Genomic DNA, 11,456 nt, shown 5'->3' with positions numbered 1-11,456 from the left:
GATGGCCATCAAACAAACGTGCGCGACCCTGCTGCTGGGCCTGATGGTCTCGAGTTCAGCCGGCGCAGCCAACTTCATCGTCCGCGAAAGCGGGCGCGTCCCCCAGGGCACAGCACAACCGGACCTGATCGCAGAGCGGATCGCTCAGCGCGAGGCATCCGTACCCGTTTCTGCGTCGGTGCCAGCACCGGCCCAATCGGGGTGGCAAGTGACTCCCGCTGATCAGAACGTGCGCATGCTGTTGACCCGCTGGGCCAGCGCGGCTGGCTGGTCGCTGGTCTGGAGCGCCGAGCGGGACATACCGCTGGTCGGCAGCGATCAGTTCCCGGGCGACTTCAAGTCCGCCGTCCGGGAGGTCCTGCGTGCCACAGACATGAGCGATGCCGCAGTGCAGCCGTGCTTCCACACCAACGCCGTGGTGCGCGTCATCCCGGCCACAGCCCTGTGTGATCGCGCCGAGTAAGCCGCGCCGCAAGGGACAGCCTGCCCACCAAGGATTGAAACCAATGAATATCACCTTCAAACTCGCCGCGTGCGCGGCTGCCGCCACCGCCCTGGCCGGCTGCGTTTCCCCGGAATTGACTCAGCGCGCGATGGGCGAGTATCAGAACGCCGCCAACAAGGCCGATACCAAGCGGGCCGAGATCAACCGCGCGATCGATGCCAATCGTGCTTACGTCGAGCAGGCACAAGAGGTCAACCGTCCTTACCTGGTCGGCAAATCGGTGCCGCTGGCCCGGGACGTCCGTCTGCCGCGCGCGTTGCAACGCGGCTTCAAGACGGCCGTGTTGTTCCCCACCGGCAGGGTGTCTCTCGCCGAGGCGGCGCAGCGCATCGGCCTGGTCACGGGTATCACCGTCAGCATCACGCCGGACGTCTACCTGGCGGCGCTGTCGCTCATGCCCAAGAGCGGCACGATGGATACGGGCGCGGCCAAGGTCGGTACGCTGGGCGCCCAGCCGATCCCGCCGGTGCCGTTGCCGTCGCCCACGGGCCTACCGCCGACGGCAGGCAGTGGCTTGCCGCCGGCACCGCTGCCGCTGCCCACACCGGGTGGCGGCGCAGGGATCGTTCAGCCCGACTCGCCTACCGACCTGGACTTCCCGCGGATGGAAGCGCCGTTGGCGCAGATCCTCGACAACATCGCGAGCCGGCTGCAGATCCAATGGAAGTACGACGATCAGGCCAATGCGATCAAGTTCTACCGCCTGGTCACCAAGAGCTGGAACCTGCCCGTTTCCCCGGCCACGAACTCCTATTCGACGGCGTTGTCGGGGCCGACCTACCAGAGCAACAACAGCAATGCGCTGACGACACAGCAGGCCGCCAACGCGGTGCGCAGCGAGGCGAGCGGCCTGAACGAGCTGACGTCCATCAAGGAAGCGGCCGACAGCGTGCTGACCCGGGTGGGCACGATCAATGCCAACCAGGCCACCGGCACCATCACGATCACCGATACGCAGGATGCGGTGGAGCGTGCTGACGCGATCATCAAGGAACAGATCAAGATTCTGTCCCGTATGGTCCTGTTGCGCGTCCAGACGGTGCAGATCACCACCACCGACACCGGGGAGAGCGGGGTGGACTGGAATGCCTTGCTGACCAAGGCCCTGGCGCACATCCCTGCCTTCAGCCTGTCGGCGGTCTCGCCGGCTTCGCTGGTGAGCAGCAATGCCGGCACGCTGGGGCTGAACATCATGTCGGGCGCGGGCAGCGGCACGCAGGCGATCATCCGCGCGCTGGCCGAGATCGGCCGGGTCCAGACCTCCACCGAGCTGCCGCTGTCGACGCGCAACCGCCACGCGATCAGCTACAACGTGCGCAACACGTTCTCCTACGTGAGCAACACCACGCCGGGGGTGGCCTCCATCTCTGGCGGAGGCTCCACCCCCGGTATCCAGACCGCGCAGGACTCCACCGGCCTGAAACTGGTGCTGTTCCCCAACGCCACCAACAAGGACAGCGTGATGCTGACCTTGTCGCTGGACCAGTCCGTGCTGCAGAGCCTGCAGACGTTCGTGTCTGGCAGCGGCAGCAGCGCCCAATCCGTGCAGTTGCCCAATGTGAACGGGGAGGGTTCGACGCAGGAGGTGCCGATCAAGAATGGGCAGACCCTCATCCTGACGGGCTTCGACCGCGTCAACTCGCAGTACGACCGCCGCACAATGGGCGACGGCGCGCCATTGGCCCTTGGCGGCTCGCTTACGCAGAGCCGCACCCGGACCACCACCATCGTGCTGGTGTCGGCGGTGATCCGCGACGCCGATATCTGAGCGCGGGGGCATCGTGATACTCACCATTGATGGGAAGTCGGTGGCCTTTGGCCTGCAGTGGCAAGTGCTGCTGCGGCAAGGCAGTGAAGAGGCGGTCGCGCGCAAGGCCGGCGCCACGATGCTGTGGGCGGACCGTGCCGGGCAATACGTTGGCCTGCTGCCCGCGAAGACCAAGCGCCCCGCGAAGCGGGCGACGGTCTACGCCGGCGCGCAGCTGATCCTGCGCGCGACGGGGGTGCAGAATCTGATGTACGTGTCGGAGATTCCCGGTCAGGACGGCTATGTTGCCGTGGGGATTCATCACCGGCGGCCACGCCAGGGCTTCGATCACGCCTTTCTGCGTGCCGCGGAGGTCAAGGCGCTGATCGATGAGTTCACCAAGATCTGTGGCAGCGAGCCATTCAGCCTGATCGGCGATGCACGCTTGGATGGCATCGAGACGCTGAGCCTGCTGGAACTGGCGCTGCTCGCGGATCCCAGCGCTGCCATGCGCCGGCCGAAACTGCGCGTCACGCCAATCCAGGGTGTCGCCTTGCTCGTCCTGCTCGGTGGCATCGGCGTCGGCTGGCAAACCTACAGCAAGTGGCGGGCAACGCAGCTCGCGGAAGAGGCGGTGCGGAAGACGCAGACCCCGGCGGAACAATATGCCCAAGCGCTCAGCGTGGTCAGCGCCTCGCCGCTGTTCCTCGCCACGGGTATCAATGACTACCTGGATTGGGTGAGGGGACTGCCGGTGTCGGTCGGCGGCTGGGGCGTGAAGTCGGTCGATTGCGAACCCAAGGACACCCCGCGCTTGGGCTGTGTGGTCCGGCTCGAACGCAACTTCTCCCAGGCGTCGAATGAGAGCTTCCTGGCAGCGGCCCCAGCCGAGTGGGCGAAGTCCGCAGCATTCGACCCAGACCAGCGCACGGTGCGGGTTTCGATCACGGCGCCCCTGGCTAGCACCAAGACGGTTGGGGACGTGCTCAAGCTCGCCCGATCGCGGGCCGAACTGACACAGGACTTTATCCCGACACTGCAAAAGATGGCCGTGCTGGGCACGGAACCGAAGATGGGCAACATCAAGCCCTTCCGGCTTCCTGATGGCGTTCCCGAAGATGCAGTGCCAGGTCTGTACCGGGAGGCGACGTGGACCGTGCAGTTGCCACTTCGCACTGCCGCGGTGCTGAAGACCTTCCCCGAGTATGCCTACCTCACCGCGCTGTCCCTCAACCTGGAGCGCAATGGCAAGGCTGGCACTGCCGAATCGTTCGCGACCGTCAAAGTGGCGGGCGCGGTTCTCACCAAGTAAGAAAAGGACCTGACCGTGAAGACGACCCAAATTATCACCGCGCTTGCCGCGGCCATGCTCTGCCAGGCGGCGACTGCCCAAACCGACGTCCCGACGGTGGGGGAAATTGAACGTCTGGAGAACAAGCTCACGATCAAGCGGCTCAACGACGAATTGCTCAAGCCAGGCGCGGGCGTGGCCGGCATCGCCACCCCGGGTGTGGCGGTGGCAGCGCCGGCAGGCGGCCCAGGTGTTCTCGCAGCGCCTGCGGTGGAAGCGAAGCCGTATGTGGCGGCTATCTACGGCGTGAGCAACGCGGACGGCACTATGGATTATCACGGACGCCTCAACTGGAACGGCCGCATCTATCCGATCCGCACCGGCGCGCGTGTTGCCGGTTACCAGGTACGGCGCCTGACGGCAGAAGGTGCGGTCCTCGCCCCAGTCGGGCAGCGCGGCAAGGGCGGACACACCGTCTGGGCTCCCACGATGTGATTCCAAAGGACCGACCGTGCTCAATCGATTGTTTGGGAGGAAGACGCCACAGGCGCCGCTCTCCGTTAGCCTGGCGCCGGCGACGCCGGCCGCTAGTCATGGCCGCCGCGCCAGCGCGGCGGCCGGCGGCTACCAGACGGCCCCGAAGCCGGTCGAACACATTGACGACCTGCCGCCGTTCACCAAGAAGCTGTACGAGGAGATCAACCTTCAGGCCTCATTCCGGCATTACATCTGCCCCGTTGAGACGGAGGCCAACCGCTTCGCGCTGATCCTGACCGAGAACATGATCAACTCGGACATCGCCAACGAGCTGATCAAGGCCCTTTCCTTCAAACGCGAGGCCGCAGAGCCGATCTACTACATCGCGTCGACCGTGGTGATGGTGGAGCTATGCCGCGATGGGGTGATGGAGAACAAGCCGAAGACGAAAGCGCTGGCCAGCGGACTGAATTCGCGCAACAGAAACTCCGCACTCTGGTCACAGTTTGAGAACATCGTCGGGTTCGCGGTCGAAACCAACGCCTCCGACTTGCACTTCGAGATTGAACGGCTGCAGGAGCGGTCCAAGGTGGGCTTCCGGGTCGACGGCAAGCTGATCCGCCCGCGGGAATTCGAGATCAAGACTGGCGACCTGCTGGATACGTCGGCGTATCTCTACAACATCCATAGCCGTTCTGGTTCGGAGAACGCCTTCAACGAGAACAAGCCGCAGGCCTGCCAGATCCGGGCGGATGTTGCCGACCACCGCCTGCTGTTTCGTTGGGCCTCCAACCAGTCCGCGAAGGGCACCAAGATCGTCATGCGGATGCTGACCCAGGACGAGGCCCAGTCGATTCGCACGCTCGAGGAGCTCGGCTACCTGCCMGACCAGATCGCGGCCTGGAAGCGTACCATCGGCCGCCTCGGCGGCGGTACGATCACCGCCGGTGTGGTCGGGTCGGGTAAGTCGACCACCGCCCAGACCATCATGACGATGTTGCCGTCGACCATGGCGAAGTACACCGTGGAGGATCCGGTCGAGTACATCATCCCGGACACCACCCAGTTCTCCGTGTCCCGGTCGATGAACGATACTGGCAACGACCCGTTTCTGGCGGTGAAGCGCCAGCTCAAGCGGATGGACCCGGATGCGGTCCTGATCGGTGAAATCCGGGACCATGAAAGCGCGGGACTCTTCCGAGATATCGCTGAATCCGGTCACCGCGCCTTCTCGACGGTGCACGCACCGAGCGCCATCGACACCATCACCATGCGCCTCACGTCCGATGAATTGGGCATCCCGCGCGACGTGATCGCGACACCTGGCTTCATGAACCTGCTGGTGTACCAGGCGCTGTTGCCGATCAACTGTCCCAAGTGCAAGGTTGACCATGTGCAGGCCAAGTGGATCAGCGAGGCGTATCTTGCCCGCATCGAGCGCGTGTTTGGTATCGACCGGAAGGTCCTGCGGTTCGCCAATCCAGAGGGCTGCCCGCATTGCCGCCGGGCCGGGCTGCCGGAATTGCATGGTGTCAAGGGCAGAACGGTCGTCGCCGAGATGATCGAGCTGGATCAGACCATGCTCAAGATGTTCCGGGAGCGGCAGAACCTGGAGCTGAAGGCCTACGTGCGCTCGCTCAACCGGTCCCGATTCTATGAGGAGGCCAGCACGGGCAAGACGGTGCTGGAAGTCTCGATGTTCAAGGTCTCCCGCGGCGAGATCGATCCGCGCGAGGTCGAATATAAGTTCGGCACCTTCGAGCAGTACGAAATGCAGCTCGCCTCCGAGACGGGCCTGCGCCGCGTGGCCTAGGCAGTTCCATCACGCACTAGAGACATCCAATGCCATTTTTTCGTAAGTCGTCATCGGACCCGGTTGCCAAGGTGCACTCGGTGGGCTTTACCACCAAGCACGAGTTCAGCAGCGAGCGCGGTGAATTCTACGTCGACCTCGCGCAGAGCATGCGCGCCATGCGTGGGGTGCCGATCACACAGTTCCTGGAGAACTATGCGAAGCGGTACCAGAAGCGTGCGATCGGCAAGATGGCCCAGTATTGGCTGATCCGTTTCGCGGAGACGGGCACCTTTACCGAATCGATTCGTGGCACTGTGCCCGACGAGGACCTGACGCTGCTGGCCGTGTCGGAGAATGCCGGCGACCTGGCTTCCGGCCTGCAGTCGTTGGGGGAAAACATCGTCGCGATGGCCAAGACCAAGCAGGAAATGATCATGACCATGGCCTCTGGCCTCGTCCTGATCGTGCTGCTGCACGTCTTCCTCGCCATTCAGGCATTCATGGTCATGCCGCAGCTCGAGAAGGCCATGACGGCGAATGCCGACCCGGCATCCATCGGCCTGCTGCCCAGCTTCCTGTTCGGCGCGGCGACGCTGATCCGCACCTGGTGGCCACTGGAGATCGCTGTCGTGTCCGCCGTCCTTGTCTGGATCTTCTGGTCGTTGCCGCGGTACACCGGGCCCGGCCGCGCGTGGCTGGACAATCATTTCTTGCCCTATGAGATGTACCGGGACTTCCAGGGCGCGGCCTTCTTTGTGGCGCTGGGCTCGGTCACCAAGCTGATCGGCTCGCAGATCATCCAGATCGCGGACGCGCTGCAGCGCATCCGGCAAAACTCGGTGAGTTGGCTGGCATGGCACATAGACCAGATCATGCGGAATATGGAGGAAGAGCCGACTTCCAAGGGCGCGCTGTTCAACACGGGCATTGTCAATGAGCGCAACTATTACCGCGTGGTGGATATCGCGGAATACGCGGAGCTGTCGACGATGCTCAACGAGGTCGGCGCGCTCATCATGACGACGGCCCCAGTCGAGATGCAGAAGAAGGCCGGCAAGTCCCGGTTCGCACTGATGCTCACGTGCGTGGTGCTGATGTTCGGACTCTATGGCTCGACGCTGTTCATGATCAACGACTTCAAGAACCAAGCGCAGATCAAGAGCCTGAAGCGCTAGGCAGACGCTTGGCTGGGAATCACGTCGGGGTGCCGCAAGGCACCCCGATTTGCTTTTGCGCGGGCACGCCGAATCAGGACGACTTTGCTAGCGCATTCGAGCCGAGATTGCGGGCACCGACAGGGAAACTGTGTCTCGAAGGCGGCGCATCGCGGCCTTACACCCAGGACCATTTCCGCTCAAGGAGCTACCTCGTATGCAAGCCTCAACGCTATCCCGCCGTCGCGCCGTTCATCGCGCAGAACTGCAGCGCCTTCGCGCCGCCGGTGCTTCCAAACTGACCCTGATGCGCGCGCAGGCCGGTTACAGCATGGTCGAAGTCGGCCTGGTACTGGTCATTGTCGCGCTCGCCCTGGTCGGTGTGATCCTGTATTTCTCCAGCAACAGCTCCGCCAGCCAAGCGACATCGCTGTCCGGCGACCTCACCAGTCTCATCGGCAAGGTCAAGCAAGGGTATCAGGGCAACTACGCCAACGTCACCAATGCGGCGCTCACATCAGGCGGCTTTTTCCGTGGCCTGGGTAGCATCAACGCGAGTGGTGCTACCCCAACGCTTGCGCTGGGTGGCGGCACGCTTACGGTGACCACGGGCACCGTCAATACGGCCGGCGACTCGGTGCAATATGCGCTGACGCAGATCCCCGATAGCGCCTGCCTGCCGCTGGTGTCCGCGCTGGCCAGCAGCGTCGCGTTCCTGTCGATCGCACCGAATGGCGGTACCGCTTCGGTCGTGAAGGCGGTCGGTGGCGTCGTCGACCCGTCGAAGATTGCCTGCTCGAACGACAAGAACACGCTGGTCATCAAGGCGCTGTAACCACCTGAGTCCGGCGCGCAATACTAGCGTCGGGCCGTCTGCAGTCTCCGGTGGCGCGGCCGTGAGCCGCGCCACAGTTCCACCAACGCGACATCCATCTTGCGATCATCCATGCCAAAGCTCCGAATCCATAGGGCCGCTCGCCGGCAGCGCCGCGATGGCGGCTTCCTGATGATCGAGATGGGGCTGTACCTCATTATCGCGGCCATGATCATTGCGACGGTGAAGCTGCCGGAGATGATCCGCGAGATCGAAGACAACCAAGCAATCGGTGCAGGCCAATATGCCACCACCATACGCACCGCCGTCAATCGCTACGTGGTGGGCAACAAGACTCAGGTCGTAGCCGGCGCGGTACCCGGGTTCGCGAATGCGCTCGCGCCAACAGTGCAGGAACTGATCGCCACGCAGTATTTGCCAACTGGCTTTGGCCTCCGGACGCCGCTCGGCCAGACCCTCAAGGTTCAGCTTGCCCTACAGGCATGCCCTGGAGCGAACTGCGAGGTGATGGGGCTTGCCTACTCGGCGCAGGCACTGAACGACGAGGCAGGGCGGCCGCGGATTCCGCTCCTGGCCGTGGCGAGCTCGACGATCGGCTCCGACGGCTATATCTCGTTCCCGGCGGCGCCGGCAGTGTTGACCGGGGCAGGGGGCAGCAGCACCGCGAATCCGGTCGCCGGCACACYAGCCGGGATCCTAGGCATTCGGGTCGGGTTCGGCAGCTACGGCTACGCGAATATCGCGTCAGACCTGATCGGGCCTTGCGTGAGCATCACGAGCTTTGACGGCCAGATTAAGGTTAAGTGCAACGGCAGTGTCACGGTCACGGACGGCACCAACACGTCGACGTTGAACGCGGCTGGGTTTTCCAATCCGACCGGGACCGTTCAATCGAAGGACGTGGCGACAACGGGGGAGAATTATCTTCGCGGCACGGCAACGGCCAACACCGCTTGCACCGTGCCAGGATCAACACGGACCAATGCCAACGGCACCGGCCTGGTGGTGTGCGGCAATGGCATCTGGCAGCCAGTCGGCACGGCCGTCGCCAATATCATCGCCGGCATGGCCTGCGGGACCAACGGGCAGATAGCAACCAGCGGCAGCAACGTTGGCTTCATCTGCCGAGGGGGGCAGTATCAGCTACTGACGACGGCATTCGGGGCGATGACGGTCACCCGCAAGATCGAGAACGTCACGGACGGCATGATCTTCGCCAAGGACAACTGCCCGGGTGGCACCCCGTGGGCGCTGTATACCGGGAAGCTACTACTCGTGAATGGGACGGGCCATGTTATGCCGACGATCGAGGGCAGCTACTATGCTGCGGTGGACAACGGGAACACGTGGTACGCGCAGGCTTCTGGAAGGTCCGCTAGCGGCTGGTATAGCGGCAATGACGTCGCTAACATGGGCGGACAACTGGTCGGTATCCTCACGACGGGGTGCGCCTATTGAGCGAGGGATGCTGATCGAGAAAAAGCCCCGCTGGCGGGGCTTTTTTTCAATCGGCTATGGGATGCTGTATCGAATAATCGAGATCTGCCCATCTGCAGCCTCAAAGACCTCGATAGCAGTGTTAACAAGGTCGTCGCAACCCCCCAGTTCCGTCAAGACGACACCAAACAAATCTCGCTGTCGGATCAGGTCCATCGGAAACTCAGAATTGAGGCAAACAAGTCCCGCGTGGATCTCCGCGCGCGCATGGATGCCGCTCGGTGGCCCGCCGGTAGGTCCTCGGAAATCCCGCGCATTGTGAGTCACCAATGTGTAGTCCTCGGCCAGAACGTGGCGCATCAGATCATGATCCTTGAGGCCCAGCCAGCCCCGGTTCCGCACGCAAGTGGTCTCAGGATGCCCAGCAGATAGCGCCATCGAAACCAGGTCCGGAGAGAGACATTCGTCTATGAGGAACTTAAAGCCCATTATCGTGAGCTTCCTGGACGTACGATCTTAGTGCTCTGAACTTTCCACGTTGGATTGGCATCTGCGAGTTTGCGAGGCCGGCCGCGCCTTGGATGGATTTGTTGATAGACCTCAGCGTCCTGAATCAAATCTGACGTTAGAAATGTGTAGGCCTCCCGAAGGCGGTCGTGGCTTAGTCCGGCAGCTTTGGAACTTGTCACAATGTCAATCGGCACTCGCGTGCCCGCAAATACAGGGACACCTCCCATGACAGCCGGGTCCTCCGTGATACTCCGGTTAGCCCGTTCGACGCTGGCGGCACGATCCAGACCTACGAGAATGAAGTCGGACAGCTCGATCGATCCAAATGAGAGTTTGACCTTCCAATCGAATGCGGAGAGCGGAAAATGCAACGCTAGAAAGATCTCAGAATCACCTCGGCTCAAAAGCCGATCCGTGAGAATCTCAAGCACTCTGCGGCGCAAGGACTTGCTGAGATCATCGCTAGTTTCGAAATAGAACTTTGCGAACGGTCCAACTATGCGGGCGAACTGACGCCCATCCTCGCGATCTACCAGATCGTGAGGCAACACGTCTTCGTCGACGGCCCGGTTGATCTCCTTGTCCGTAAGGCCCGCAATGAAGGCAACTTCAGACGAGGGGACCCAAGATGATGAGTGTCTCATGAGGTACCTATTAAATATTCCAGATATCCGGAATAATTATAGGGCATTTCGTCTGAGTGTCGGGCTCAGCGCGGGACATTTGCTCAGGTGCGCCCTTCGGGGCAGCGGGACGGCTGAGGCGGCTTGGTCTCTGGGACGGGCGCCGACGACGCCCGCGGGGCGGACTGCCTGCTCGGCGCCGGTCCTGGCAGGGGGACTATGCTGCTGTCGTGCAGACAGGCGTCGGCGGCCTCCGGCATCGCGGAAAGATCGAGCTGCGGCCTGGTGCCTGCGCAGGGATGCCTGACGGCCTCCCGCGGACGTCCTGGCGGACAAAGACGGTTGCCAGCTCGGGGGGGCAGTACCGGTGCCGCCGGTGGAGCAACCTTCGGGGCTGCGGGAAAGCGGGACGGTGCGGGACAGAGCGACATGGGGCTCGGCTGCTGGGACGGACGCTGGCGACGGCTGCCGGTGTAGGTCGGCAGCGGCATGTCGGCTGCTCTGCGCCCGCCATGAGGGCACGTGCTAGGCGGGCACATCCGGTACATGGTCGCAGCCGCGCAGAACCGGTGCTACCTCGTCCCAGCGATCCGCTCGCCTTGAGGCCAAAACAGCGGCCAGCGCTCGCGGGCCTGCCTAGCCGATTTCTCGCGCACGAGCTGACGTGCTAGTCGTGCTGCATTAGTTGCTCAAGTGCCTTCGCTTCCTGACGGCGCCGACGATCCTCTTGCTCAGCGATGACGCGCAAGGTCGCGTGTTTAAGCAGAGACCCATCAGTTAACACTGCGGCGAACGTTCTCAATTCCTCAAGGGAAATTCGGACCGGCTGGCATGTCGATTTTATGGCGGAAGGGCAACAAGGCACCATCGCACACGCAAGGAAAAAAGAGTCGCCGTCCTAGCTAGGATCGGCGACTTCACGGAGTGTGTCGACTAAGTCGGGGGGGCTTAACGACTGTTCCAGCATAGGGCTGTTCGAGAAGCTATCTAATCCCGCTTTGGGGGGATAAAACTGGCTTCGAAGCCTCCCTCAAAGCACGTCTCTCGCCTAGCGCCTTCTGGATCCATTGCTGCGGGCGTGG

The 11,456-nt window shown here is 62.9% G+C and carries 10 protein-coding genes; 8 read left to right on the top strand and 2 right to left on the bottom strand.

Annotation, left to right across the window (positions count from 1 at the left end; all coding sequences use genetic code 11):
* The first annotated feature begins 1 nt into the window (after position 1).
* From AC1DN0_RS17415 to AC1DN0_RS17380, 8 genes are all read left to right on the top strand, one after another.
* A complete protein-coding gene (locus AC1DN0_RS17415) occupies positions 2-463 on the top strand; it encodes a toxin co-regulated pilus biosynthesis Q family protein (RefSeq protein WP_477103133.1) in 462 nt (153 codons plus the stop codon).
* Between the two features lie 43 nt (positions 464-506).
* Positions 507-2,273: a type II secretion system protein GspD gene (locus AC1DN0_RS17410; protein WP_477103132.1), complete on the top strand. Its 1,767-nt coding sequence runs from the start codon at positions 507-509 to the stop codon at positions 2,271-2,273.
* 13 nt (positions 2,274-2,286) lie between these two features.
* Positions 2,287-3,564, top strand: a complete 1,278-nt coding sequence (locus tag AC1DN0_RS17405) for a hypothetical protein (RefSeq protein WP_477103131.1) — start codon at positions 2,287-2,289, stop codon at positions 3,562-3,564.
* A 15-nt stretch (positions 3,565-3,579) separates the two neighbouring features.
* Positions 3,580-4,038, top strand: coding sequence for a hypothetical protein (locus AC1DN0_RS17400; protein ID WP_477103130.1), 459 nt, complete (start codon positions 3,580-3,582; stop codon positions 4,036-4,038).
* Between the two features lie 16 nt (positions 4,039-4,054).
* Positions 4,055-5,833, top strand: coding sequence for a GspE/PulE family protein (locus tag AC1DN0_RS17395; protein ID WP_477103129.1), 1,779 nt, complete (start codon positions 4,055-4,057; stop codon positions 5,831-5,833).
* Between the two features lie 29 nt (positions 5,834-5,862).
* The gene (locus AC1DN0_RS17390) at positions 5,863-6,990 is read left to right on the top strand and encodes a type II secretion system F family protein (RefSeq protein ID WP_477103128.1); all 1,128 of its coding nucleotides are present in this window, start codon (positions 5,863-5,865) and stop codon (positions 6,988-6,990) included.
* A gap of 196 nt (positions 6,991-7,186) precedes the next feature.
* On the top strand, positions 7,187-7,804 hold the full coding sequence (locus AC1DN0_RS17385) for a type II secretion system protein (RefSeq protein ID WP_477103127.1): 618 nt from the start codon (positions 7,187-7,189) through the stop codon (positions 7,802-7,804).
* A 111-nt stretch (positions 7,805-7,915) separates the two neighbouring features.
* Entirely contained in the window at positions 7,916-9,262 is a 1,347-nt protein-coding gene (locus AC1DN0_RS17380) for a shufflon system plasmid conjugative transfer pilus tip adhesin PilV (RefSeq protein WP_477145868.1), read from the top strand.
* A gap of 54 nt (positions 9,263-9,316) precedes the next feature.
* Here the strand turns inward: AC1DN0_RS17380 and AC1DN0_RS17375 are convergent, their stop codons facing one another.
* Together AC1DN0_RS17375 and AC1DN0_RS17370 are read right to left on the bottom strand one after the other, a co-directional pair.
* The gene (locus tag AC1DN0_RS17375; RefSeq protein ID WP_477103125.1) at positions 9,317-9,730 is read right to left on the bottom strand and encodes a DUF5615 family PIN-like protein; all 414 of its coding nucleotides are present in this window, start codon (positions 9,728-9,730) and stop codon (positions 9,317-9,319) included.
* Positions 9,730-10,395 carry a DUF433 domain-containing protein gene (locus tag AC1DN0_RS17370; protein ID WP_477103124.1) on the bottom strand — a complete coding sequence of 222 codons (666 nt, stop codon included), beginning with the start codon at positions 10,393-10,395 and terminating at the stop codon, positions 9,730-9,732. Before AC1DN0_RS17370 ends, AC1DN0_RS17375 begins: the two co-directional genes overlap by 1 nt.
* Between the last annotated feature and the right edge of the window lie 1,061 nt (positions 10,396-11,456).

The sequence above is a fragment of the Cupriavidus sp. 05N39 genome (genome assembly GCF_056397325.1).
This window is presented reverse-complemented; position numbering and strand designations above follow the sequence as displayed.